The organism is Pseudomonas sp. QS1027, from assembly GCF_002814235.1.
GTDB lineage: Bacteria > Pseudomonadota > Gammaproteobacteria > Pseudomonadales > Pseudomonadaceae > Aquipseudomonas.
This window is the reverse complement of record NZ_PHSU01000003.1, coordinates 539,483-565,013: the sequence shown is the minus strand read 5'-3', so window position 1 is coordinate 565,013 and position 25,531 is coordinate 539,483. Positions and strand designations below refer to the sequence as shown.

The following is a 25,531-nucleotide window of genomic DNA, read 5'->3' as shown; positions in this document are numbered from 1 at the left end:
CCGTGCCTCTTTGTGATCATCATTGGCGTTCTGGGTGCCCTTGCGGGCCCGACGGGCCAGGATTCTGCCGAAATGCTCGCGCGCCGCTTGCGCACGCTGGAATACTTCCAGCAACTGAGGCCCATCCCCGGCATCGACCGCGTCACGCAAGACGTCCAGGTCACCGCGAAAGGTGTCCAGCGCACGCAGCACAGCATCCCGATTGGCCAGGAAGATATCGTGCCACATCACCGGATCGCTGCCAGCGATCCGCGTGAAATCGCGGAATCCACCAGCGGCGTAGCGAAAAATCTCCAGGTTCTCGTTGCGTTTGGCCAACGAGTCCACCAGGCCGAAGGCCAGCAGGTGCGGCAGATGACTGGTCGCCGCCAGCACTTCGTCGTGGCGCTCGACCTGCATGTGCTCGACATCCGCACCCAGGGCCCGCCAGAGCGCATCGACCGTCGCCAGCGCCGACGGATCGGTCTCGGCCAGCGGCGTCAGGATCACCTTGTGCCGACGGAACAGCGCGCTGTTGGAAGCCTGCACGCCACTCTGTTCGGACCCGGCAATCGGGTGCCCCGGGACAAACCGCGGCGGCATGCCACCAAAGGCCCGACCGGCGGCACGCACCACATTACCCTTGGCACTGCCGACATCCGTGAGGATCGCGTGGCCCAGGTCCATGTCCGCCAGCAAGCCGAGCATTTTCTCCATGGCCAGGATCGGCACCGCCAGTTGAATCACATCGGCGCCCTGGCAAGCAGTCGCCAGGTCGGCCTCACAGCGATCGACCACACCCAGCTCGACCGCGAGCTCACGGGAGTGCGGATCGAGATCGACACCCACCACTTCCCGGCACAGACCGCTTTCCCGCAGTCCCTTGGCAAAGGATCCGCCGATCAAACCCAGGCCAACCACCACAAGGCGGCCGATCATAGGCCTCACAGATTGCATCGACATGACATCAACCACGGGCCAGGACCTTGGCCAGCGCCTCCAGCAAACGACTGTTCTCGCTGGCCAGGCCAATGCTGACCCGCAGGTGCTTCGGCAGGCCATAGCCGGCCACCGGACGCACGATCACACCTTCACGCAGCAAGCCCTGATACACGGGACCTGCCTCACGACCGACATCGACCGCGATGAAGTTGGCCTTCGAAGGAATCCAGCTCAGCCCCAACTGGCGAAAACCTTCTTCCAGTTGCTGCATGCCGGCTTCGTTCAAGCTTCGGCTACGGGCGACATACTCGACATCGTCGAGTGCCGCACGGGCCGCGACCAGCGCCAGGCTGTTGACGTTGAACGGCTGGCGAACGCGATTGAGGATATCCGCCACGGCGGGCGACGACAGCGCATAACCGACGCGCAAAGCCGCCAGACCGTAAGCCTTGGAGAACGTCCGCGAAACCAGCAGGTTCGGATAGCTCGCCAGGTAGTTCAAGCCATCCGGCAGGTCGACACCCTCGGCATACTCGATATAAGCCTCGTCCAGTACCACCAGAACGTCCTGCGGCACCGCGGCGAGAAACGTCTCCAGCGCCCGCGGGCCGAACCAGGTACCGGTCGGGTTGTTCGGGTTGGCGATAAACACCACACGGGTGTTCTCGTCGATGGCCGCGAGCATCGCCGCCAGGTCATGACCGAAGTCCTTGGCCGGCGCCACACGGGCCTCGGCATTCACTGCCTGGGTGACGATGGGGTAGATCGCAAAGGCGTGTTCGCTGAACACCGCGTTCAACCCCGGCGCCAGGTAGGCACGGGCAACCAGTTCAAGAATATCGTTGGAACCGTTGCCCAGGGTCACCTGGCAGGCCTGCACCCGGCACAACTCGGACAGACGCTGCTTGAGTTCGAAACCATTGCCGTCCGGGTAACGGGTCAAGTCCGCCAGGGCATCGTGAATCGCCGCCAGGGCCTTGGGACTCGCCCCCAGGGGATTTTCGTTGCTCGCCAGCTTGATGATCCGCGCCGGATCGATATCCAGCTCACGGGCCAGCTCGTCCACGGGCTTGCCCGGAACGTAAGGCGACAGTTGTTGCACGCCCGGCTGCGCCAGGGCGAGGAAGTTACCGCTCATGATCAACGCCTTTACAGAACCGCTTTCGGGTAGGAGCCCAGCACCTTGAGGGCGACGGCTTCCTGACTGATCTTCTCCAGCACACCCTTGACCAGCGGATCACGGTGATGGCCGACGAAATCGATAAAGAACACATACGTCCATTTACCACTGCGCGAAGGTCGGGTCTCGATACGCGTCAGGTCAATCCCGTTGTCGTGGAACGGCACCAGCAGCTCGTGGAGCGCGCCAGGCTTGTTGCTCATGGAAACAATGATCGAGGTCTTGTCATCGCCGGTAGGCGGCACTTCCTGGCTGCCGATCATCAGGAACCGCGTGGAGTTGTCCGGACGGTCCTCGATTTTCTCCGCCAGGCGGGTCAGGCCATACAGGCCGGCCGCCATGTCGCCGGCAATCGCCGCCGAGTTCCACTCACCCTTGACCCGCTTCGCCGCTTCGGCGTTGCTGGAAACCGCCACGCGCTCAACGTTCGGGTAGTGGGCGTCCAGCCACTTGCGGCACTGGGCCAGGGACTGGGCGTGGGAGTAGATGCGGCTGATGCTGTCGGTCTTGGTGTTTTCGCCCACCAGCAGGTGGTGGTGAATGCGCAGCTCGACCTCACCGCAAATCACCATGTCGTGCTCGAGGAAACTGTCGAGGGTGTGGTTGACCGCACCCTCGGTGGAGTTTTCCACCGGCACCACGCCGAAGTTCACCGCGCCGGCCGCCACTTCACGGAAGACTTCGTCGATCGCCGCCATCGGCTTGCTGATCACCGCATGACCGAAATGCTTCATGGCCGCGGCCTGGGTGAAAGTACCTTCAGGGCCCAGGTAAGCCACTTTCAGTGGTTGTTCCAGGGCCAGGCAGGAAGACATGATCTCGCGAAACAGCCGCGCCATCTCTTCGTTGCCCAACGGCCCCTGGTTACGCTCCATGACCCGTTTGAGCACCTGGGCTTCACGTTCCGGACGATAGAACACCGGCACTTCGCCTTCGGCCAGCGAGGCCATTTTTACCCGCGCGACTTCCTGGGCGCAGCGTGCACGCTCGCTGATCAGTTCGAGAACTTTCTCATCGAGGCTGTCGATACGCAGGCGCAGTGCCTTGAGTTCTTGCTCGGACATTAGCCGTGTTCCTTCTCGAACGCTGCCATGTACGCCACCAGCGTGTTCACCGCGTTGATGTCGACAGCGTTGTAAATGGAGGCGCGCATGCCACCCACCGAACGGTGCCCCTTGAGGTTCAACAGGCCCTGCTCTTCGGCGCCGGCCAGGAACGGCTTGTCCAGGCGGTCGTCGGCCAGACGGAACGGCACGTTCATCCAGGAGCGGTTGGTCTTGTTGATCGGGTTGCTGTACAGGCCGCTGGCGTCGATGAAGTCATACAGCGTGCGCTGCTTGATTTCATTGAGCTTGCCGATGGCTTCGACCCCACCCTGCTCCTTGAGCCACTCAAAAACCAGGCCCGACAGGTACCAGGCCAGGGTCGGCGGAGTGTTGTACATAGAGCCGTTGTCAGCCGCGACCTTGTAGTCGAGCATGGTCGGGCAGATCGAACGGGCACGACCCAGCAGGTCTTCACGGACGATATTGACGACGATGCCGCTCGGGCCGATGTTCTTCTGCGCACCGGCGTAGATCATGCCGAAGCGGGAAATATCCACCGGACGCGACAGGATGTCCGAGGACATGTCGGTGACCAGCGGTACATCGCCGGTTTCCGGGATCCAGTCGAATTCCAGGCCGCCGATGGTTTCGTTCGACACATAGTGAACATAGGCCGCGTCTTTCGACAGCTTCCATTCGTTCTGGCCGGGAATGGCGAAATAGTCATAGGGCTTGGCGCTGGCGGCGACATTGACATTGCCGAAACGCGAAGCTTCCTCGATGGCCTTCTTCGACCAGATACCGGTCTCGATGTAGTCGGCCTTGCCGCTTTCAGGCAGCAGGTTCAGTGCGACCTGGGCAAACTGCTGGCTGGCGCCGCCCTGCAGGAACAGCACCTTGTAGTTCGAGGGAATATCCAGCAGGTCACGCAGATCCTGCTCGGCCTTGGTGGCGATGGACACGAACTCATCGCTGCGATGACTCATTTCCATGACCGACAGGCCTTTGCCGTGCCAGTCGAGCAGCTCGGACTGGGCACGCAAAAGGACGGCTTCAGGCAGCGCAGCAGGACCCGCGCAGAAGTTATAGGCTCGTTTGCTCACATCCACTCTCGCTATGCTTTTCAATACACACCGGCCTGCGCCCTACTCCAGACCGGCTACGCCTACGGTAGAGAGTAGAGCAGACAGGCGCTTTTAGTCCTGCGGTTGCGCCTCGTCGGTCGCTGCATCCAGCGCCTGGTCGTCGGCCGCGTCGTCGATCAGCACTTCACCGTCGAGCTCAACACCGTCTTCCAGTTCTTCGCCTTCGACTTCCGAAGGCTCCTGGACACGTTCCAGGCCCACCAGCGTTTCATCGCTGGCCAGCTTGATCAGCGTCACACCCTGGGTATTACGGCCCAGGCTGGAGACTTCATCGACACGGGTACGTACCAAGGTGCCCTGGTCGGAAATCAGCATGATCTCCTCACCGTCGAGCACCTGTACCGCACCGACCAGACGGCCGTTACGCTCGTTGCTGACCATGGCGATCACACCCTGGCCGCCACGCTTGTACTCGGGGAACTCGCTGATCGCGGTGCGCTTGCCGAAGCCGCGCTCGGAAGCCGTGAGTATCTGGCTGCCTTCTTCCGGGATAATCATGGAGATCAGCTTCTGGCCTTCGTTCAGGCGCATACCACGTACACCGCGGGCCGTACGGCCCATGGCACGGACGTCGGACTCCTTGAAGCGGGTGACCTTGCCGGCGTCGGAGAACAGCATGACCTCACGCTCGCCATCGGTGATCGAGGCGCTGATCAGCACGTCGCCTTCGTCCAGCTCCAGGGCGATCAGGCCAACGCTGCGCTGACGGCTGAAGGCTTCCAGCGGGGTCTTCTTCACGGTACCGTCGGCGGTCGCCATGAAGATGAAGTGACCTTCGGTGTACTCCTCCACCGGCAGCATGGTGGTGATGTATTCACCCTCATCCAGCGGCAACAGGTTCACCAGCGGACGGCCACGGGCCGCGCGGGACGCTTCGGGAATTTCGTAGGTCTTGAGCCAGTACACCTTGCCCTTGCTGGAGAACAGCAGCAGCGTGGTGTGGCTGTTGGCAACCAGCAGGTGGGCAATGTAGTCCTCATCCTTGACGCCGGTCGCCGACTTGCCTTTGCCACCGCGGCGCTGGGCCTGGTAGGCCGCCAACGGCTGGGTCTTGGCGTAGCCGCCGTGGGAGATGGTCACCACGCGCTCTTCTTCCGGGATCATGTCACCCAGGGTCAGGTCGAGACGGGCATCGAGGATCTCGGTACGACGTACGTCACCGTACTCGGCACGAATCACTTCCAGCTCTTCGCGGATCACTTCCATCAGGCGCGTGGCGCTGTTGAGGATGCGGATCAGCTCGCCGATCTGGTTGAGGATCTCCTGGTACTCGGCCAGCAGCTTCTCGTGTTCCAGGCCGGTCAGGCGGTGCAGACGCAGTTCCAGAATGGCTTGCGCCTGCTCCGGCGACAGGAAGTACTTGCCGTCACGCAGACCGTATTGCGGGTCCAGGGTCTCCGGACGGCAGGAATCGGCACCGGCACGCTCGACCATCGCCACGACCGCGGACGATTCCCAAGCCATGCCGATCAGCGCTTCCTTGGCTTCCGACGGGGTCGGCGAGGCCTTGATCAGGGCGATCACCGGATCGATGTTGGACAGCGCAACCGCTTGACCTTCGAGGATATGACCACGCTCGCGAGCCTTGCGCAGCTCGAACACGGTACGCCGGGTCACGACTTCGCGACGGTGACGGACGAAGGCTTCCAGCAGGTCCTTGAGGTTGAGGATCCGTGGGCGACCGTCGATCAGCGCGACGATGTTGATACCGAACACGCTCTGCAACTGGGTCTGGGCATAGAGGTTGTTGAGAATCACCTCCGGCACTTCGCCACGACGCAGCTCGATGACCACGCGCATACCGTCCTTGTCGGACTCGTCGCGCAGCTCGGTGATGCCTTCGAGCTTCTTCTCTTTCACCAGCTCGGCGATCTTCTCGATCAACCGGGCCTTGTTCAGCTGGTACGGCAGCTCGGTGATGACGATCTGCTGGCGACCACCGACCTTGTCGATGTCTTCAATGCTCGAACGGGCACGCATGTAGATGCGCCCACGACCGGTGCGATAGGCCTCGATGATGCCGGCACGACCGTTGATGATCGCGGCGGTCGGGAAGTCCGGCCCCGGGATGTACTGCATCAGGTCATCGACGCTCAGCTCGGGATTGTCGATGAGTGCCAGGCAACCGTCGATGACTTCACCGAGGTTGTGCGGCGGGATGTTGGTCGCCATGCCCACGGCGATACCGCTGGAGCCGTTGACCAGCAGGTTGGGGATACGGGTCGGCATGACCGCCGGGATCTGCTCGGTGCCGTCATAGTTCGGCACCCAGTCCACGGTTTCCTTATGCAGGTCGGCCAGCAGCTCGTGCGCCAGCTTGGTCATGCGCACTTCGGTGTATCGCATGGCCGCGGCGTTGTCGCCGTCCACCGAACCGAAGTTGCCCTGGCCGTCGACCAGCAGGTAGCGCAGGGAGAATGGCTGCGCCATCCGAACAATGGTGTCGTAGACCGCGGTATCACCGTGCGGGTGATACTTACCGATCACGTCACCGACCACACGGGCAGATTTCTTGTACGGCTTGTTCCAGTCATTACCCAGTTCGCTCATCGCGAACAGAACACGCCGGTGCACGGGCTTCAAGCCATCGCGCGCATCAGGCAGTGCCCGCCCGACAATCACGCTCATCGCGTAGTCGAGGTAGGACTGTTTCAGCTCGTCTTCGATATTGACCGGGAGGATTTCTTTGGCCAGTTCGCCCATGAGAAGCCTGATTCCTTTTTCTGGTGAAACTTCGTCACATCCATATGGGACGAACGAAGCTCGCCGCCGCGGGCCTGATGCCCTGCAACGACTTACGACAAATCAACGAGTTATGCCTTGGATCTGCGCAGTGAAGGCAGCCGGTTCGGGCTACCCTGGAAACCGTCGGATGTTATCACAATCGCCGCCACGCACCTACCCCGGCAGAGGCAAGGAAGTAGACGGGCGGCGACTGTAACCGACCGGGAGCGCGCCGAGAGGGGCTTAGAGGCAAAATAACGGCCTTTCTGGCACGCAAAATACCCCTCGGCCGGGGACAAAAGCCGGTCAATGCAGGCGTTTGCGACACATCAACTGGGCCATCTTCGCGGTGTCCGGGCGCTCGACGATGCCTTTTTCGGTCACGATGACATCGATCAGGTCCGCCGGCGTCACGTCGAAGACCGGATTAAAGGCCTCGACCTCGGCCCCCACCCGATGACCGCCGACACTCAACAGCTCGCTGCCGTCGCGCTCTTCGATCGGGATATCGTCGCCACTGGCCAGGTCCATGTCGATGGTCGAACTCGGCGCCACCACCATGAAACGCACGCCGTGGTGCATCGCGCAGACCGCCAGCTGATAGGTGCCGATCTTGTTGGCCACATCGCCATTGGCGGTGATGCGGTCGGCCCCGACGATCACCCAGGTCACGCCCTTGGTCTTCATGATGTGCGCGGCGGCCGAGTCGGCATTCAAAGTCACCGGAATGCCTTCGTTGGCCAGTTCCCAGGCGGTCAGGCGCGAGCCTTGCAGCCAGGGCCGGGTTTCATCGGCATAGACCTGCTCGACCATGCCTTCCAGAAAGGCCCCGCGAATCACCCCCAGGGCCGTACCGAAGCCGCCGGTGGCCAGGGCGCCGGTATTGCAGTGGGTGAGAATTGCCTGGGCATTGCCCTGGTGCTTGCGGATCAGGTCGACCCCCAGTTGCGCCATGGTCAGATTGGCCTCGCGATCGCTGTCATGGATCGCCACCGCTTCGGCCTCCAGGGCCGCCAGCGGATCGGCGCCGTCCTTGACCCGCTCCAGACGCTCTCGCATGCGGTCCAGGGCCCAGAACAGATTGACCGCGGTCGGTCGCGAGTTCGCCAGCAGGGCAAAGTCGGCTTCCATCGCCGCCAGCCAGTCGCCACCCTCGGCGATTCGGGCCCGCGCCGCCAACACCACGCCATAGGCGGCGCTGATGCCAATGGCCGGCGCACCGCGCACCACCATCGAGCGAATCGCCTCGGCGACCCCCGCCGCGCCGTCGTAAGCCAACCAGGTTTCCTCGAACGGCAGCATGCGCTGATCGAGCAGATACAAGGCACCATCACGCCAATCGATGGCCTTCACTTTTTCCGCAGCCAACAGCCGATCGCGCATGATTCACCCCACACTCCGGAACAAAAGCCGCCGATTATAGCGATCCCCCCGTGGGGACGCTCGGGTATACTTCGCCATTATTTCAGATAAAGCCCGGAAGCCGTCCACGATGCCGAATACCGCCGCCCCGCTCGATCTTCTCCTGCTGCCGACCTGGCTGGTCCCGGTCGAGCCCGCCGGCGTGGTACTCAAGGAGCATGGCCTGGGCATTCGTGACGGACGCATCGCCTTTATCGGCCCCCGGGCCGAGGCCTTGAAACTCGGCGCCAGGGAAGTCCGCGAACTACCGGAGACCCTGCTCGCCCCCGGTCTGGTCAATGCCCACGGGCACGCCGCCATGACCCTGTTTCGCGGGCTGGCCGACGACCTGCCGCTGATGACCTGGCTGGAGCAGCATATCTGGCCCGCCGAGGCCAAATGGGTCGACGAAGCCTTCGTCCGCGACGGCACCGACCTGGCCATCGCCGAGCAACTCAAGGGTGGCATCACCTGTTTCTCGGACATGTACTTCTTCCCTAAAATCGCCAGCGAACGCGTGCACAACAGTGGCATGCGCGCGCAGATCGCCATTCCGATCCTGGATTTCCCGATTCCCGGCGCCGCCAGCGTCGACGAGTCGTTGCGCCAGGCCGTCGAGCTGTTCGGCGACCTGAAGCATCACCCACGGATCAAGATCGCCTTCGGTCCCCATGCACCCTACACCGTTGGCGACGAAAACCTGGAAAAAGTCCGGGTCATCGCCGAAGAGCTCGATGCCGCGATCCACATGCACGTGCATGAGACCGCCTTTGAAGTGCAGCAGTCAGTCGAGCAACGCGGCGAACGTCCGCTGGCGCGCCTCGGCCGCCTCGGTCTGCTCGGCCCGCGCTTCCAGGCCGTGCACATGACCCAGATCAGCGATGACGACCTGGCATTGCTGGTAGAAAGCAACAGCAGCGTGATCCACTGCCCGGAATCGAACCTGAAACTGGCCAGCGGTTTCTGCCCGGTGGAGCGCCTGTGGCAAGCCGGCGTGAACGTGGCCGTGGGCACCGATGGCGCGGCGAGCAACAACGACCTCGACCTGCTCGGCGAAACCCGTACCGCCGCTTTGTTGGCAAAGGCCGTCGCCGGTTCCGCCACGGCCTTGGACGCGCACCGCGCACTGCGCATGGCGACCCTCAATGGCGCCCGGGCCCTGGGCCTGGAGCAGGAGATCGGTTCGCTGGAAGTCGGCAAAGCCGCGGATATGGTCGCCTTCGACCTGTCGGGCCTGGCCCGGCAGCCGATCTACGACCCGGTGTCGCAACTGATTTACGCCAGCGGCCGCGACTGCGTGCAACATGTCTGGGTCGGCGGCAAGCCTCTGCTCGAAGACCGCCGCCTGACTCGCCTGGACGAACAGCAGTTAGGCGCCACGGCCCGGGCCTGGGGCCAGCGCATCGGCGCTCAGGCACATTGATTGACGCGCCATCGGGCGCACTGAATTGAAGATGACGCAACGCCCGGCGGGCGCATCAACCTGATTTCCAAGCTTTAGAGGATAGTCCATGAGCAACGTCGACCACGCTGAAATCGCCAAGTTCGAAGCCCTCGCCCATCGCTGGTGGGACCGCGAAAGCGAGTTCAAGCCGCTTCACGACATCAACCCGCTGCGGGTCAACTGGATCGACGAGCGGGTCAAGCTTGCCGGCAAGAAGGTCCTCGACGTCGGCTGCGGCGGCGGCATTCTCAGCGAGGCCATGGCCCAGCGCGGTGCCACCGTGATGGGCATCGACATGGGTGAAGCGCCCCTGGCCGTGGCCCAGCTGCACCAACTGGAATCCGGTGTCAGTGTCGAGTATCGGCAGATCACCGCCGAAGCCCTGGCCGAGGAAATGCCCGAGCAGTTCGACGTGGTGACCTGCCTGGAAATGCTCGAGCACGTCCCCGACCCGTCCTCGGTGATCCGCGCCTGCTTCCGCATGGTCAAGCCCGGCGGCCAGGTGTTCTTCTCCACCATCAACCGCAACCCCAAGGCCTATCTGTTCGCCATCGTCGGCGCGGAATACATCATGGGCCTGCTGCCACGCGGCACCCACGACTTCAAGAAATTCATCCGGCCTTCCGAACTGGGCGCCTGGAGCCGCGAAGCCGGCCTGGCGGTCAAGGACATCATCGGCCTGACCTACAACCCCCTGACCAAGCACTACAAGCTGGCGGCGGACGTTGACGTCAACTACATGATCCAGACCCTGCGCGAGGAGTAACCGATGCGCTTGAGAGCGGTTCTCTTCGACATGGACGGCACCCTGCTCGACACCGCGCCGGACTTCATCGCCATCTGCCAGGCCATGCTCGCCGAGCGCGGCCTGCCGCCGATTGCCGACCGGGCGATTCGCGACGAGATCTCCGGCGGTGCCCGTGCCATGGTCGCCATCACCTTCATGATGGACCCCGAGTCGCCGGGCTTCGAAGCCTTGCGCCAGGAGTTCCTCGAGCGCTACCTCAAGGCCTGCGCCGTGCACAGCCGCCTGTTCGACGGCATGGCCGAGCTGCTGGCCGACATCGAGAAGGCCAATCTGCTCTGGGGCGTGGTCACCAACAAGCCGCTGCGCTTCGCCGAACCGATCATGCAACAGCTGGGGCTGGCAGAGCGCTCGGCGCTGTTGATCTGCCCGGACCACGTGAAGAACAGCAAGCCCGACCCGGAGCCGCTGATCCTCGCGTGCAAGATGCTCGATCTCGACCCGGCCAGTGTCTTGTTCGTCGGTGACGACCTGCGTGATATCGAGTCCGGTCGCGACGCCGGCACCCGTACCGCCGCAGTGCGCTACGGCTACATCCATCCGGACGACAACCCCGATCACTGGGGCGCCGATGTGGTGGTCGATCATCCGCTGGAGTTGCGCAAGGTATTGGATAACGCGCTGTGCAGCTGCTGAGCCTGCCAGCTGTTTTACATCTGTAGAGGTTTAGCCATGTTCGATTATTCCGCCCGCCCCGACCTGCTCAAGGACCGTGTCATCCTGGTCACCGGTGCCGGCCGTGGCATCGGCGCCGCCGCCGCCAAGACCTACGCCGCCCACGGTGCCACCGTGCTGCTGCTGGGCAAGACCGAAGCCAACCTGAGCCAGGTCTACGACGAGATCGAAGCCGCCGGCCACCCGCAACCGGCGGTGATCCCGTTCAACCTGGAAACCGCCCTGCCGCACCAGTACGACGAACTGGCGGCGATGATCGAAAGTGAATTCGGCCACCTCGACGGCCTGCTGCACAACGCCTCGATCATCGGCCCGCGCACCCCGCTGGAACAGCTGTCCGGCGAAAACTTCATGCGCGTCATGCACGTCAACGTCAACGCCATGTTCATGCTGACCAGCACCTTGCTACCGCTGCTCAAGCTGTCCCAGGACGGTTCGGTGATCTTCACCTCCAGCAGCGTCGGTCGCAAAGGCCGCGCCTACTGGGGCGCCTATGGCGTGTCCAAGTTCGCCACCGAAGGCCTGATGCAGACCCTGGCCGACGAGCTGGACACAGTAGCCCCGGTGCGCGCCAACAGCATCAACCCCGGCGCCACCCGTACCAGCATGCGCGCCCAGGCCTATCCCGGCGAGAACCCGGAAAACAACCCGACACCGCAACAAATCATGCCGGTCTACCTGTACCTGATGGGGCCCGACAGCAGCGGCGTCAACGGCCAGGCCTTCGACGCGCAATAACCCCTCGCCTCACCCCGCCGCGCGTGCCGGAATACCGGCACGCAGCGACTTAATTTCAAAAAGCCATCAGCACAAGTCAAACAACTGCCGCCATCGCCCACCAGCGGCACGCTTCTCGGAAAATCAAAGCCCCTGAATTCAAACGACTTTTATTCGGTTGAACCGATTGGCACGACTTTCGCTCTAACTCATTCAACTACGCAGCGCGAGAGCGACTCCCAAGCCGCTCTCGCCCACCCTGTAAGACCGTATTTTGTGCTTAGGGGCTCACCACCATGAAAACGCCGACCCAGACCAACGCAATTGACTTTGATCGCGCCAGATTGCAACGTCTGGGCTTTGGCCAGCTCCCCCCCGCCCAGCAACGCCCCATCAGCCTGGCTCAACTGCGCCATCAACTGGCCCTGCAGTTGCAGATCAGCCTGGAGCCGGAGCGCATCCTGGACATCTTCTTCCGCGAGATCCAGCGCGTGGTGCCACTGGACGCCTTGAGCTACCTGCACCCGGCCAGCGACTTGCGCCTGGAGTTCGGCCAACGCGGCCATCACCTGATCAGCTACAGCCTCAGCCATGAGGGTGAACAACTGGGCGAGTTGATATTCCGTCGTAACAGCCGCTTCGACGAACAGGAACTGGGCAGCCTGGAATCAACACTGGCAAGTCTGCTGTACCCGATGCGCAACGCCCTGCTCTACCGTGCCGCCACGCGCTGCGCATTGCGCGACCCGCTGACCGAAACCGGCAACCGCATCGCCATGGAGCAGGCCCTGCAGCGGGAATTCGAACTGGCGCGCCGCCATAGCCAGCCGATCTCGGTGCTGATGCTGGATATCGACCATTTCAAACAGATCAATGACAACCACGGTCATAGCGCCGGCGACAAGGTACTGAAAATCGTCGCCGCGTCGATCAAGGACCAGCTGCGCAATGTCGACCGGGTGTTCCGCTATGGCGGCGAGGAGTTTCTGATCCTGTTGTCCAATACCCATCGCGAGGCGGCGGCATTGGTCGGCGAACGCCTGCGCCATGCGGCCCAGGCCCAGGATTACGACTGCGACGCAAAGTTGATCAACCTGACGGTGAGCCTGGGTTGCGCCACGCTGTTGCCGGGGGAGTCCACCGAGAGCCTGCTGCGCCGCGCGGACAGTGCCTTGTATGTGGCCAAACGCGAAGGTCGCAACCGCCTGGCCATGGCGGGCTGAATCCGCGACACAAGCCGGAAACTCAAGACTGCAGGCAATTCCTTTAGGAGCCGGCTTGCTGGCGATGAGGCCCTTAGCCTTGCATCGCCTGGCCGGCCGCTATCGCCGGCAAACCGGCTCCCACAGTGACTGCATCGAGTTCAGGCTCAACACGCTACCAGTCAGCCCTCGGCGAGAGCGGCCTGGCGCTCGCGAGCGGCCGGAGCCTTTTCCCCGTGCTCCAGCTGCATGCAACGTTCGAGGAACAGGTACATGTAGTCGTAGCTCTTGCAGATCGCCTGCCGCAGCTCGACCTGCAGCGCCTTGGCGGGATTGTTGCCGGCCAGGGTGCAGATGATTTCCAGTGCTTCCCACGGATGGGCATCATCGTACTGGGCATGCATCTTCAACCATTTCATCGCACGCTTGCGGTCTTCCTCCGGAAAAGCCGCGGCATAGACCCCCGTCGAACAGACCAGCGCCGACCACTCGCCGGTGGCCCCTTCAATGGCGTAGTTGGTCGCGGCAATCCCGACGATCAGTGCATCGGACGAACTGGTGTGCCAGCACCAATGACTCAGCGCATGCAGCTCGGGCGGTACCTGTTGTGCCTGCAGATCCTCGAGGGTCACGCCGTGGGCGCGACTCCAATGCAGCCAATAGTCGGCGTGGTTCAGTTCCACGCGGATATTGCGCATCAGCCAACGCCGCGCCATGTCCTCGCCGGGATGGCGGGCAAAACGGGTCTTGGTGAGGTTCTGGGCCATGTATAACGCAAACTGTTCAACCACCGGCCAGCCGCCAATCAGATAGTGGCGCATGGTTTTCGCGCTCAATCTGTTGTCGCGCATCCGCTGGTAAAGTTCGTGTTCGACAACCCGGCGCTTGCTCTCGCTACAGTCCTGAATGAGCTGCTGCGCCCACGCGGGGTAGCTGGAGGCCTCCATAAGCGGGCCGGTTCTGCTGAAAGTGTCGATCACTGTCGGGCTCCTTCTGAGTGGTGATTTAAGCAGATCAGCAAAGGTTTCAGCGGAATGTACCAGGCGCCTTGAACAGGAGAGGCCGGGGTCGAGCGGGCCGACACAACAGGCTGTCACAGGTGAACAACTGCGGCCGCTCGATAATGTAGCCTTGAGCATAGTCGACACCGATTTCGAGCAGGGCCTGCTCGATCTGCGGTGTTTCAACAAATTCAGCAATCGTTCGCTTCCCCATGACATGGCCGATGTGATTGATCACCTCGACCATGGCGCGGTTAATCGGGTCGTCCAGCATATCCTTTACGAAACTTCCATCGATCTTCAGGAAGTCTACAGGCAAATGTTTGAGATAAGCGAACGAAGACATTCCCGCGCAAAAGTCGTCCAACGAGAACCGACAGCCCAAGTTCTTGAGTTCATTGATAAATCGTATGGCACTGCCGAGATTGGAAATGGCGCTGGTTTCAGTTATTTCGAAACAAATCATATCCGGCGGAATACCGTGCACCTTGAACTGCTCATGCAGGAAGCCGAGGAAGCCCTCGTCGCCAATGGTGGTACCCGACAGATTGATCGCGCACATCGCCATCGCGCCCTCGCGCTTCTGGGCGATGCATTCGGCAATGACCTTGAAGACGTTATGCACCACCCAACGATCCAGCTGGGTCATCAGGCCATAACGCTCGGCGGCCGGGATAAAGCTGTCGGGCAGGATCATCCGCCCGGCTTCGTCGTGCAGACGCAGGAGGATTTCGACATGGCCACCGGTGTGATCGGTGTGCCCCAGGGCAGCAATTTCCTGGGCGTACAGGCAGAACCGGTTTTCCTCCAGGGCCATGTGCAGACGCTGGACCCAGGCCATCTCGCCAAAGCGCAGGGACAACTCCGAATCGTCCGCGTGATACACCTGGACCCGGTTGCGGCCCTTCTCCTTGGCCATGTAGCAGGCCATGTCCGCCGCCCGCAACGAAGCCTCCAAAGTGGTCGGTGCCTGGGCGATATGTACCAGGCCGATACTGACCGTGGTCACGAACGGCCGCCCCTTCCAGACAAAATGCAGGTTCTGTACGGTCTGCCGCAGGCCTTCGGCGATCTTTTCCGCCGCCTCCGACGGGCAGTTCTCCAGCAATATGCCGAACTCGTCACCGCCCAGGCGGGCCAAGGTATCGCCCTCGCGCAAGCCGGATTGCAGCAAGGCGCAGATGTGCCGGAGCAATTCATCGCCGGCGGCATGACCACAGGTGTCATTGACCAGCTTGAACTGGTCCAGGTCGAGGAACATCAACGAATGGCGTGCCGGTTGGCGGCCCAGGTTGTACAGCGCCTGTTCCAGGCGATACTCGAATTCGCGGCGGTTGGCCAGGCCCGTCAAGGCGTCATGGGTAGCCTGCCACGACAGGTTGGCAATGTACTGGCGCTCCTGGGTCATATCGTGCAGCACCAGCACCGTGCCACTGACCTTGCCGGCGTTGCGGATCGGCGCCCCCACCAGGGTCACCGACACGGTGCTGCCATCCAGGCGCTGGATCAGCTTGGAATGCTCGCTGCCACCGCTCAGCCGGCCGCTGAGAATATGTTCGATCAGGGTAAAACCTTCGTCCTGGGCATTTTCGTCGAGCAGGTTGAACAGCGCCGCCAGGGGCAAGCCATAGGCCTGTCCGGCCTTCCAGTGGGTCAGATGCTCGGCGGCCGGGTTCATATAGGCGATGGCACCTTCCACATCGGTGGTGATGACCCCGTCGCCAATCGACTCGAGGGTAATCTGCGCCCGCTCTTTTTCCAGTTGCAAGGCATCGGCAAAGGCATGGCGCTGGGCCAGTAACTTGTGCGTGCGCAGCAGGGCCAGGGCGATCAGGCCCAGGGCTGTGGCCAGGTTGGTGATCAGCAGCAAGCGCAGAATGACCCGCGAACCTTCACCCAAGGCATCGCTGAAAGCTTTCGCGGCGGGAGTCACGCCATCGTTGATGGCAAAAATCTGGCTTTTCCAGCGCTGGATATCGTTATTACTTTCCTGGTTGGCCGAGATCGCCCGATGCATCTGCTGGGCAACGTTGTCCAGCCGCACCAGATAAGTGTCGCCCACCGTCCATTTTTCAATGGCTCGTTCCAGATAGCTGAAGTGCCGGAAGTTCAGGTACAACCAGATGATGCTGGAGACATCGTCGGGGTGGTTGCCGCCTTGCAGGATACCGCGCCGGGCGGCCGCCAGGTCCGGGGTCGGTGCATCCAGGGCAACCCGCAGGTCGTGGCCGCCCTGGGGCACGGCAATGGCTTCCTGGTATTTCTGGAAAATCGTTTCGTCGCGACTATCGGCGTACAGGTTGAGGTAGTAGATGGCGTCCTTCTGGCCCTTGGACCAGAGGCTCTCGCCCGCTACATAACCGCGCACGGCGGACAGCACGTACAGGCTCAGGCAGCCCAGCAAGGCCTGAAACAGGACAACCGCGATAAATGGCCAGACGATGCCCAACAGTCGTGGGGTTCCGAGAGTCCGCGTTTGCTTCATGAGATCCCTTGCATCAGCACTGCCAGATGAGTACTCGAGAGAAATCCACTTCTGATAGCACAGCCTAGGCTAATTTCCACGACATCGAAGGGATCAACACCCCCTTCCAGATCACCGGAACTCATCCATCGTTCGTACGCACAGAGAAAAAAGTCTTTCCTTCAGCCAATTCAACCACTAAGCACAGAAAACCGGGCAAAACTCAAGCACGTCAAACTTTTTGCAAATGCCCGTAGAGCTTGGCATAAAGACCTCCGTCAGCAATCAGTTGCTGATGATCTCCGTCCTCGGCAATCCGCCCGCCGTCGAACACCAGCACCCGATCCGCCTGTTTCACCGCAGACAGGCGGTGGGCAATGATCAAGGTGGTACGACCGCTGAGAAACCGGCTCAGGGCCTGGTGCAGGTTGTACTCGGTGGCCGCGTCGAGTGCCGAGGTCGCCTCGTCGAGAATCACCACCTTGGGCTCGGCCAGGACCATCCGGGCAATCGCCAGGCGCTGGCGCTGGCCGCCGGACAAACGCACTCCGGAACGCCCGACAATACTGTCCAGCCCTTGCGGCAATACCTTGATCGTAGCGTCGAGCTGGGCAATTTCCAGTGCCCGCCAGCAAGCTTCATCACTGCGCTCGCGGCCCATGGTGAGATTGGCGCGCACGGTATCGTTGAACAACGCCGGGTGCTGCAACACCACCGCGACGTTCTCGCGCACGGTGTCCAGGCCGATCTCGGCCTGGGATGCACCGCCGAAGCGAATGGTTCCGGACTGGGGCGTATACAGGCCCAGCAGCAGTTGCACCAGGGTGCTTTTGCCACCACCGCTGGCGCCGACAATCGCGACTTTTTCGCCCGGGGCGATGGACAGGTCCAACTGGTCGAGCACCGGCTCCTCGCCATAGGCGAAACTAAGGGCCTGTACCTCGATGCCCACGGTGTCACGCCCGGCAAAAGGGTCGACACCGCCAGGGTATTGCGGCTCGTCGGCACGCGCCAGCAGCTCGTTGATCCGCTCGAGCGCACCGCCGGCGGCATAGAAGGCATATTGCAGGTTCAGCAGTTGCTCCACCGGCCCGATCATGAACCAGAGGTAGCTGAACACCGCGAGCATCTGGCCGATGGACAGGTCCGAGAACAGCACCGTGAGCATCGCCGCCGCGCGGAAGATATCGATGCCGAACTGGAACAGCAGCCCCGTGGCCCGGCTCGAGGCATCGCTTTTCCATTGCGAGGCCACGGCGTAGTCCCGCACTTCCCGGGCGCGGGTGCCCAGGCGACCGAGGAAAAAGCCCTGGCGGTTGCCGGCGCGTACTTCCTGGATCGCGTCGAGGGTCTCGGTCAACGCCTGGGTAAACCGCGAGGTGCTGTCGTTTTCCAGCTTCTTCAGGTGCTTGACCCGCTTGCCCAACTGCACCGTGGCATAGATCACCAACGGGTTGAACAGCAGGATCAGCAGCGCCAGCTTCCAGTGCATCCAGACCAGGATGGCCGAGGTGCCCACCAGCGTAAGCATCGCCACCAGAAAGCGGCTCAGGGTTTCGCCGACGAACTTGTCCAGGGTGTCCAGGTCGGTCACCAGGTGCGTGGTCACGGTGCCGCTGCCGAGACTTTCGTACTCGCCCAGGGAAATGCGCTTCAAGCGTTCGATCAAGCGGGTGCGGATGCGATAGACAATGTCCTTGGCCAACCCGGCGAACAGCCGTGCCTGGACCACGTTGAACACCAGGGCGGCGCTGCGCAGGCACAGGGTCACCAGCAACATCAGGCCGATATAACCGACGGCGCGCTGCCAGGGGTCGGGCAGCAGGTGGTTCATCACCTTGAGCGCGGCATCGCCGTGGCCCAGCAGGACTTCGTCCACCAACAGCGGCAACAGCAGGGGAATCGGCACACTGCACAAGGTCGCCAGTACGGCCACCGCGTTGGCGATCCACAGCGCTTTTTTATGGTGCAGGGCCAGACGACGTATCTCGGCCCAGCTCAGGCGGTCCGCCGGGGGTTTGACGGGTTCGGGTTCGGGCTGCTCAAGCACTGGCCGCGCGCTCCAGCCAACGGCCGAGCAGCGGGGCAAGTTCAGCCAGTGGCTGGTAGCCATTGGTCAGCAGCGCCAACTGGCCATTACGCTCGGCCAGCAAAGTCGGGAAACCGGCAATCCCCAGGTCCTGGACCCAGGTGAAATCGGCGGCGGTGGCCGCGTGTTGCTCGGCCGTATCGAAAGCGCCGGCAAATTCGATGCGCGGCAAACCGGCTTGCTCCGCCAGCTCCACCAGCACGCTGGCTTGGGTGACATCCCGGCCCTCGACATAAAAGGCCTGCTGGATCAGCCCCACCAGTGTCCACGCGCAGTCCGGTGCCAGGCTACGGGCGGTGATCACGGCGCGACAAGCCGGCTCGGTGTCGTAGATGAAACCGTCGGGCAAGGCGCCGTCGAGCTTGAACGGCTGGCCGGTGGTCTCGGTGACCGCCTGCCAGTGCTCCATGATATAGCGCCGGGTCGTCGGCTCCAGCGCGGCGCCGCTGCCGGTGCGCAGGCCGCCCATCACCAGGTGCAGCTCGACCCCCGCCGCCTGCGCCTGCTTGACCAGTGCCTCGGCCACCGGGGCAAACCCCCAGCACCAGGAACACATCGGGTCCATCACATACAGCAGGCGCGCGGACATGATTCAGCCCTCGGAAGATTGACGGTAGTTGTAACCAATCGGGTGCGGCTGGTTACGTGCCTTGGCCAGTTCGATCTGCTTCTGGCGATCGATGGCGCTGCGACGGGTTTTCTCGCTCAGGGTGTCCCAGCAATGCGGGCAACTGATCCCGGCCACGTAGTGCTCCGAAGCTCGTTCCTCGACGCTGATCGGCGTACGGCAGGCATGACATTGATCGTAGTCGCCTTCCGTCAGGTCATGGCGCACGGTCACCCGATTGTCGAAGACAAAGCAGTCGCCCTGCCACTTGCTCTGCTCCTGAGGCACCTCTTCGAGGTACTTGAGGATCCCGCCCTTGAGGTGATAGACCTCGTCGAAACCCTGGCTGAGCATGTAGCTGGAGGCCTTCTCGCAGCGAATGCCACCGGTGCAGAACATCGCGACCTTCTTGTGCCTGGCCGGGTCGAAATGGGCTTTGATGTAGTCGGGAAACTCGCGAAAACTGGTGGTTTTCGGGTCGATGGCGCCTTCGAAGGTGCCGATCGAGACTTCATAATCGTTGCGGGTGTCGATCAGCAACACTTCCGGGTCGGCGATCAGCGCATTCCAGTTCTGCGGATCGACATAGGTGCCGACCTGCTTGTTCGGGTCCACGCCCTCGACACCCAGGGTGACGATTTCCTTCTTCAGCTTGACCTTGGTCCGATAGAACGGCTGGTCGTCGCAATAGGATTCCTTGTGGTCGATGTCGACCATCCGCGGATCCAGCTTGAGCCAGGCGAGCAGGCCGTCGATGCCTTCGCGGCTACCGGAAACGGTCCCGTTGATGCCTTCTTCGGCGATCAGCAGGGTGCCCTTGATGCCGTTGTCGACCATTGCCTGCAGCAGTGGCTCGCGCAGGGCAACGTAATCTTCCAGGGTGACGAACTTATAAAGTGCCGCCACGACTATGGGTTGAGTCATGGGTGATTCTCTCCAGGTGGCTGCCCTCGCAAAGGGCGAACCGGATGCAAAAAAAAACGCGCCGACAGTGCGGCGCGTTGCGGATTCTAGCAAAAAAACACCGGTCAAAAAACCAGCATCAATGCCCTCCGCCGGCGCAGACCGGCGATGCCGGGGCCACGCCGATTTTCACCCACTCTTCAGGGGTGTAGGTATGCAGGGCCAACGCATGGAATTCACTCATCAGGTCACCCAGGGCGGCATAGACCTTCTGGTGGCGCTTGACGCTGTTCAACCCGGCAAACTGTGCGCTGACCAGCACCGCCTTGAAGTGGGTCTGCAACCCACGGCTGTGCATATGGCTCTCGTCCAGGACTTGCAGGTGCTCGGGTTGCAGGGCGCCCAGTGCGGTTTCGATACGTTGCTGCATACTCATTTCAGGCTCCGCTTACGGCTTTTTCTTGACCGCAGGTGCTGCTGCCTTGGGCGTCAGCTCGTTGGTCATGTCTTCCAGCAGCTTGTTCACCACCGGCACTGCGCTTTCCAGCTTGGCCTGGGTCATCTGGGCCGATTGCTGGGTCAGCTGTGGCATTTTTTCCAGGACTTTCTTGCCCAGTGGCGACTGGTAGAACGCGACCAGGTCCTTGAGTTCGGATTCGCTGAAGTTGTCGGTGTAGAGCTTGACCATGTCCGGCTTCAGCTTGTTCCAGCCGATCGCCTGGTCCAGGGCGGCGTTGGCCTTGGCCTGGTAGGTGTCGAGCAACGGCTTTTTCGAGGCCGGTGCCTGGGTCTGCTCGAAGCGCTGGGCAAACATTTGCTGCACTTGCATGTAGACCGGGGTGCCCAGCTTGTCGGCATGGGCCAATGTCAGGAAAGCCTCGGCACTGGCGTTGTGGCTGGCGGTATCGGCGAAAACCTGGCCGCTGGCGCATACCAGAGCAACCGCGGTACAGATGGCACGAAGACGGGTCATCGAGTTTCCTTTCTAAACAGGCGAGGTAAAACCCCAAGGGCGCCCATTCTGCGCCTAACAAAGTGTGTCACTCAACCCCGTGGCCAATGCTCGGGTGTCCGACGGTCGCGAAGAGAGTAAAACCTGGAAGGGAACCCACGCGTTCGATCAGGACCTAAACTGCGCTAACCCGCCATCAGGAGTGAAACCGAATGAGTCGCATCGAAACCGACAGCCTTGGCCAGGTGAACGTACCGGAAGAAGCCTACTGGGGCGCCCAGACCCAGCGCTCGCTGATCAACTTCGCCATCGGCACGGAAAAAATGCCCCTGGCGGTCATGCACGCCCTGGCACTGATCAAGAAGGCCGCGGCACGGGTCAACGACCGCAATGGCGACCTGCCCGCCGATATTGCCCGGCTGATCGAGCAGGCGGCCGACGAAGTGCTCGCCGGCGAGCACGACGACCAGTTCCCGCTGGCGGTCTGGCAAACCGGCAGCGGCACCCAGAGCAACATGAACGCCAACGAAGTGATTGCCGGGCGGGCCAATGAGCTGGCCGGCAAGGGCCGTGGCGGCAAGTTGCCGGTGCACCCCAACGATCACGTCAACCGCTCCCAGAGCTCCAACGACTGTTTCCCCACCGCCATGCACATCGCCGCTGTCCAGGCGGTGTACCAGCAGTTGCTGCCGGCGATCGCCGAGTTGTCCGGCGGACTGGCGGAACTGGCGGCACGCCATATGAAGCTGGTGAAGACCGGGCGCACCCATATGATGGATGCCACGCCGATCACCTTCGGCCAGGAGGTCTCGGCGTATATCGCGCAACTGAACTACGCCGAGCGGGCGATTCGCTCGGCCTTGCCGGCGGTCTGCGAACTGGCCCAGGGCGGCACCGCCGTCGGCACCGGACTGAATGCGCCCCATGGCTTTGCCGAAGCGGTCGCCGCCGAACTGGCGGCGCTGTCCGGCTTGCCGTTCATCAGCGCGCCGAACAAGTTCGCCGCCCTGGCCGGCCATGAGCCCTTGACCACCCTCTCCGGCGCCCTGAAAACCCTCGCCGTGGCCCTGATGAAAATCGCCAACGACCTGCGCCTGCTGGGCTCCGGGCCGCGGGCCGGGTTGGCCGAGGTCAGGTTGCCGGCCAACGAACCGGGCAGTTCGATCATGCCCGGCAAGGTCAACCCGACCCAGTGCGAGGCGCTGTCGATGCTGGCCTGCCAGGTCATGGGCAATGACGTGACGATCGGCTTTGCCGCGAGCCAGGGTCACTTGCAGTTGAATGTCTTCAAGCCGGTGATCATCCACAACCTGCTGCAGTCGATCCAACTGCTCGGCGATGGCTGCCGCAACTTCCAGCAGCACTGCATTGCCGGACTGGAGCCCGACCCGGTGCAGATGGCCGCGCACCTGGAACGCGGCCTGATGCTGGTGACGGCATTGAATCCGCATATCGGCTACGACAAGTCAGCCCAGATCGCCAAGAAGGCCTACAGCGAAAACCTCACCTTGCGTGAGGCAGCGCTGGCCCTCGGTTATCTGACCGACGAGGAGTTCGATGCCTGGGTACGGCCGGAAAACATGCTCGAATCCGGCAAGAATGGCTGACGCCGAGCGTTAGTTCGCCATCAAACGCACGCGCCGGGCCTTGAGCCCGGCCATCAGCGATGGCCCCAACGCCACCAGCGCCGAGCCCAGCACCACCAGCAACGCGCCGCCATAACCCAGGCCATTGATATCTTCGGGCTGCACAAACCCGGGCCATAACCAGGCCGCCAGGGCCACCGCGACAAAGGTCACCAGTGGCGTAATCGCCAGGGTCGCGCTGACCCGCGAGGCTTCCCAGTGCGCCAGGGCCTCGGCAAAGGCGCCGTAGGCCACCAGGGTATTGAGACAGCAAGCGAGCAATAGCCAGCCCTGCAACGGGCTCAGTTGCAGGACTTCGGCCGGGTGTACCCAGGGCGTGAGCAACAAGGCGCAAAACAGGTAGATCACCATCATCACCTGCAACGAATTCCACACCGTCAGCAATTGCTTCTGGCTCAAGGCATAGAAAGTCCAGACCGTGGACGCCAGCAACACCATCAATACCCCGGCGGTGTAAGTCCCCAGGGACGTCAGCAACTCACCCAGGCGCTGATTGAAAAACAGCCCGAAGCCGAACAGCAGCACCAGCAAGCCGATCCCCTGCCCCAGGCTGAAGCGCTCCTTGAACACGAACAGGCTGGCGATCAACAGGAAGATCGGCCCCATCTGCACCACCAGTTGCGCGGTGCCCGGACTGAGGCGGTTCAAGCCCATCAGGTAAAACACGTAGTTGCCCACCAGGCCGAGCACCGCCATCAGTACCAGCCAGCCACCTCGCGGCCCGAGGACATGCCGGCTCGGCAGACGCCGGGTCGCCGCCAGATAGACGAACAGAAAGCCCCCCGACACGATCAGCCGGCACCAGGTCACGGTCACCGGGTCCATCACCTGCAACACCTGCTTGAGCTTGATCGGCAAAATGCCCCAGAGCACGGCGGTCAGCAGCGCCAGGAACAGGCCATAACCCCAGCGACCGGATGAGATGTGCATGAAGAGTCCTATGGGCGTATGGGGAAGCCGCCATTCTAGGCTTTGCCCGGTCGGCAACACAGCCGGAGAAGGCAGCCCGATGCGACCTTGAGCATGCCAGAAACGTCGCCAATAAACTGGCCTTGACCATTGATCGGACGATCAGGCGCGCTATGTTCATAAGTTTTATGCTGGTTTTCTGACAGCTACACCCACCAGCGAGATTTCGCCATGTTCGGCAAACGCGCACAAGACAACACCGAGGCCACGCATTTTCGCACTGGCCGAGTGACGACCATCAACGGCCAGTTTTTTTTCAGCACCCGGGAAAACACCCTCGAAGGGCCGTTCGTCAGCCGAACCGACGCCGAGCGCGAAACCCAGGTGTATGTAAAACGCATGCAGCGGAGCAACGCCATCAAGGCCAGCCAGACCCTGTAGCAACAGGGTCTGGTCCAGGTTCAGAGCAAGGCTTCAAACAACCCCGTCGCGCCCATCCCACCGCCCACGCACATGGTGACGATGCCATAACGCAGTTTGCGCCGTTGCAGCTCGCGCACCAGATGCCCGACCTGGCGCGAGCCGGTCATGCCGAACGGATGGCCGATGGAAATCGAACCACCGTTGACGTTGTACTTGTCGTTGTCGATGCCCAACCGATCACGGCTGTACAGGCACTGCGAGGCGAACGCTTCGTTCAACTCCCACAGATCGATATCCGCCACGTTCAGGCCCCTGGCCTTGAGCAGCCGCGGTACCGAGAACACCGGACCGATACCCATCTCGTCCGGTTCGCAGCCGGCCACGGCAAAACCACGGAACAAGGCCTTGGGCGTCAGCCCCAGTTCCAGGGCTTTTTCCAGGCTCATCACCAGGGTCATCGAAGCGCCGTCGGACAGTTGCGACGAGTTGCCGGCGGTCACCGAACCGTCTTCGGCGAATACCGGTTTCAAACCGGCCAGGCTTTCCAGCGTGGTGTCCGGACGATTGCAGTCATCGCGCTCCACCACGCCTTGCAGCTGCTGGATCTGCCCGCTGACCTTGTCCTCGACCGCGTAGGTCACGGCCATGGGCACGATTTCATCGTCGAACAGGCCGGCGGCCTGGGCGGCGGCGGTGCGCTGCTGGCTTTGCAGTGCGTAAAGGTCCTGCTGCTCACGGCTGACCGCATAACGTCGGGCGACGATCTCGGCGGTCTGGCCCATGGGGAAATAGATCCCCGGCACCTGCTCCTTGAGCAGCGGATTGATCAGGTTGTCGGTGTTGACGCTTTTCATCGTCAGGCTGATGGACTCGACGCCACCGGCGACGATGATCTCGCTGCAGCCGGAAGCGATCTGGTTGGCGGCAATGGCAATCGCCTGCAAGCCCGAGGAACAGAAACGATTGAGGGTCATGCCGGCGGTGCCGGTGCCCAGCTTCGACAACACCGCGACATTACGCCCGATGTTGTAACCCTGGGCGCCTTCGTTGGAGCCGGCGCCGACAATGCAATCCTCGACGCTGGCCGGGTCGATGCCGTTGCGGCTGAGCAAGGCATTGACGCAATGGGCGGCCATGTCGTCCGGCCGGGTCTGGTTGAATTTGCCGCGAAAGGACTTGGCCAAGCCCGTCCGCACGCTGTCGACGATCACCACTTCACGCATGGCCCACCTCATGGATTGTTGTTGTCGGTTGGAAGGATCGAGCGAGCATAAGCC

Annotated in this window: 21 protein-coding genes and 1 pseudogene; 7 read left to right on the top strand and 15 right to left on the bottom strand. The window is 62.2% G+C overall.

All coding sequences use genetic code 11. From position 1 onward, the window contains the following. Positions 1-3: 3 nt before the first annotated feature. The 6 genes and pseudogenes from CWE01_RS03335 to mtnA form a co-directional block, all read right to left on the bottom strand. Positions 4-954 (bottom strand): annotated as a pseudogene (locus CWE01_RS03335) (prephenate dehydrogenase/arogenate dehydrogenase family protein); the annotation flags it as partial. Then, a complete protein-coding gene (hisC, locus tag CWE01_RS03330; RefSeq protein ID WP_100939087.1) occupies positions 947-2,059 on the bottom strand; it encodes a histidinol-phosphate transaminase in 1,113 nt (370 codons plus the stop codon). The gene hisC and the pseudogene CWE01_RS03335, both read right to left, overlap by 8 nt. An 11-nt stretch (positions 2,060-2,070) precedes the next feature. Further along, positions 2,071-3,165 (bottom strand): prephenate dehydratase, encoded by a 1,095-nt coding sequence (pheA, locus tag CWE01_RS03325; RefSeq protein WP_017129662.1) that lies wholly within the window; start codon positions 3,163-3,165, stop codon positions 2,071-2,073. Then, positions 3,165-4,250, bottom strand: coding sequence for a 3-phosphoserine/phosphohydroxythreonine transaminase (gene serC, locus CWE01_RS03320; protein WP_100939218.1), 1,086 nt, complete (start codon positions 4,248-4,250; stop codon positions 3,165-3,167). The genes pheA and serC overlap by 1 nt, the downstream gene beginning before the upstream one ends. A 93-nt stretch (positions 4,251-4,343) precedes the next feature. Continuing rightward, the gene (gyrA, locus tag CWE01_RS03315) at positions 4,344-6,995 is read right to left on the bottom strand and encodes a DNA gyrase subunit A (protein WP_100939086.1); all 2,652 of its coding nucleotides are present in this window, start codon (positions 6,993-6,995) and stop codon (positions 4,344-4,346) included. Between the two features lie 327 nt (positions 6,996-7,322). Continuing rightward, a complete protein-coding gene (gene mtnA / locus CWE01_RS03310) occupies positions 7,323-8,399 on the bottom strand; it encodes an S-methyl-5-thioribose-1-phosphate isomerase (RefSeq protein ID WP_100939085.1) in 1,077 nt (358 codons plus the stop codon). A gap of 109 nt (positions 8,400-8,508) precedes the next feature. On the opposite strand from mtnA, the gene CWE01_RS03305 reads away from it, so the two are divergent. The 5 genes from CWE01_RS03305 to CWE01_RS03285 all read left to right on the top strand — a co-directional run bounded on the left by CWE01_RS03305 (position 8,509) and on the right by CWE01_RS03285 (position 13,281). Next, a complete protein-coding gene (locus CWE01_RS03305) occupies positions 8,509-9,840 on the top strand; it encodes a TRZ/ATZ family hydrolase (RefSeq protein WP_100939084.1) in 1,332 nt (443 codons plus the stop codon). Positions 9,841-9,928: 88 nt separating this feature from the next. Next, positions 9,929-10,627, top strand: a complete 699-nt coding sequence (gene ubiG / locus CWE01_RS03300; protein WP_100939083.1) for a bifunctional 2-polyprenyl-6-hydroxyphenol methylase/3-demethylubiquinol 3-O-methyltransferase UbiG — start codon at positions 9,929-9,931, stop codon at positions 10,625-10,627. A 3-nt stretch (positions 10,628-10,630) separates the two neighbouring features. Then, positions 10,631-11,302 (top strand): N-acetylmuramic acid 6-phosphate phosphatase MupP, encoded by a 672-nt coding sequence (gene mupP / locus CWE01_RS03295; RefSeq protein WP_100939082.1) that lies wholly within the window; start codon positions 10,631-10,633, stop codon positions 11,300-11,302. A gap of 36 nt (positions 11,303-11,338) precedes the next feature. Beyond that, positions 11,339-12,079 (top strand): YciK family oxidoreductase, encoded by a 741-nt coding sequence (locus tag CWE01_RS03290; RefSeq protein WP_100939081.1) that lies wholly within the window; start codon positions 11,339-11,341, stop codon positions 12,077-12,079. A gap of 275 nt (positions 12,080-12,354) precedes the next feature. Then, positions 12,355-13,281 carry a GGDEF domain-containing protein gene (locus CWE01_RS03285; protein ID WP_100939080.1) on the top strand — a complete coding sequence of 309 codons (927 nt, stop codon included), beginning with the start codon at positions 12,355-12,357 and terminating at the stop codon, positions 13,279-13,281. A 161-nt stretch (positions 13,282-13,442) separates the two neighbouring features. Here CWE01_RS03285 and CWE01_RS03280 read toward each other — a convergent pair whose 3' ends face one another. From CWE01_RS03280 to CWE01_RS03250, 7 genes are all read right to left on the bottom strand, one after another. Beyond that, a complete protein-coding gene (locus CWE01_RS03280) occupies positions 13,443-14,207 on the bottom strand; it encodes a TenA family transcriptional regulator (RefSeq protein ID WP_218176862.1) in 765 nt (254 codons plus the stop codon). Between the two features lie 79 nt (positions 14,208-14,286). Next, positions 14,287-16,746 (bottom strand): EAL domain-containing protein, encoded by a 2,460-nt coding sequence (locus CWE01_RS03275; protein ID WP_100939078.1) that lies wholly within the window; start codon positions 16,744-16,746, stop codon positions 14,287-14,289. Between the two features lie 211 nt (positions 16,747-16,957). After that, entirely contained in the window at positions 16,958-18,775 is a 1,818-nt protein-coding gene (locus CWE01_RS03270) for an ABC transporter ATP-binding protein (RefSeq protein WP_100939077.1), read from the bottom strand. Further along, the gene (locus tag CWE01_RS03265) at positions 18,768-19,370 is read right to left on the bottom strand and encodes a DsbA family protein (RefSeq protein WP_177143592.1); all 603 of its coding nucleotides are present in this window, start codon (positions 19,368-19,370) and stop codon (positions 18,768-18,770) included. Before CWE01_RS03265 ends, CWE01_RS03270 begins: the two co-directional genes overlap by 8 nt. Positions 19,371-19,406: 36 nt before the next feature. Next, positions 19,407-20,345 carry a rhodanese-related sulfurtransferase gene (locus CWE01_RS03260; protein WP_100939075.1) on the bottom strand — a complete coding sequence of 313 codons (939 nt, stop codon included), beginning with the start codon at positions 20,343-20,345 and terminating at the stop codon, positions 19,407-19,409. A 118-nt stretch (positions 20,346-20,463) separates the two neighbouring features. Next, positions 20,464-20,760 (bottom strand): BolA family transcriptional regulator, encoded by a 297-nt coding sequence (locus CWE01_RS03255; RefSeq protein ID WP_100939074.1) that lies wholly within the window; start codon positions 20,758-20,760, stop codon positions 20,464-20,466. 12 nt (positions 20,761-20,772) lie between these two features. After that, complete coding sequence (locus tag CWE01_RS03250; RefSeq protein WP_100939073.1) at positions 20,773-21,297, bottom strand: DUF2059 domain-containing protein; 525 nt, start codon at positions 21,295-21,297, stop codon at positions 20,773-20,775. Between the two features lie 191 nt (positions 21,298-21,488). On the opposite strand from CWE01_RS03250, the gene CWE01_RS03245 reads away from it, so the two are divergent. Then, the gene (locus tag CWE01_RS03245; protein WP_100939072.1) at positions 21,489-22,883 is read left to right on the top strand and encodes a class II fumarate hydratase; all 1,395 of its coding nucleotides are present in this window, start codon (positions 21,489-21,491) and stop codon (positions 22,881-22,883) included. A gap of 9 nt (positions 22,884-22,892) precedes the next feature. Here CWE01_RS03245 and CWE01_RS03240 read toward each other — a convergent pair whose 3' ends face one another. Further along, the gene (locus CWE01_RS03240; RefSeq protein WP_100939071.1) at positions 22,893-23,852 is read right to left on the bottom strand and encodes a DMT family transporter; all 960 of its coding nucleotides are present in this window, start codon (positions 23,850-23,852) and stop codon (positions 22,893-22,895) included. A 210-nt stretch (positions 23,853-24,062) separates the two neighbouring features. Here CWE01_RS03240 and CWE01_RS03235 point away from each other — a divergent pair, with 210 nt between their 5' ends. Continuing rightward, positions 24,063-24,272: a DUF6316 family protein gene (locus CWE01_RS03235; protein WP_100939070.1), complete on the top strand. Its 210-nt coding sequence runs from the start codon at positions 24,063-24,065 to the stop codon at positions 24,270-24,272. Positions 24,273-24,292: 20 nt separating this feature from the next. Here the strand turns inward: CWE01_RS03235 and CWE01_RS03230 are convergent, their stop codons facing one another. After that, positions 24,293-25,477: a thiolase family protein gene (locus CWE01_RS03230; protein ID WP_100939069.1), complete on the bottom strand. Its 1,185-nt coding sequence runs from the start codon at positions 25,475-25,477 to the stop codon at positions 24,293-24,295. Between the last annotated feature and the right edge of the window lie 54 nt (positions 25,478-25,531).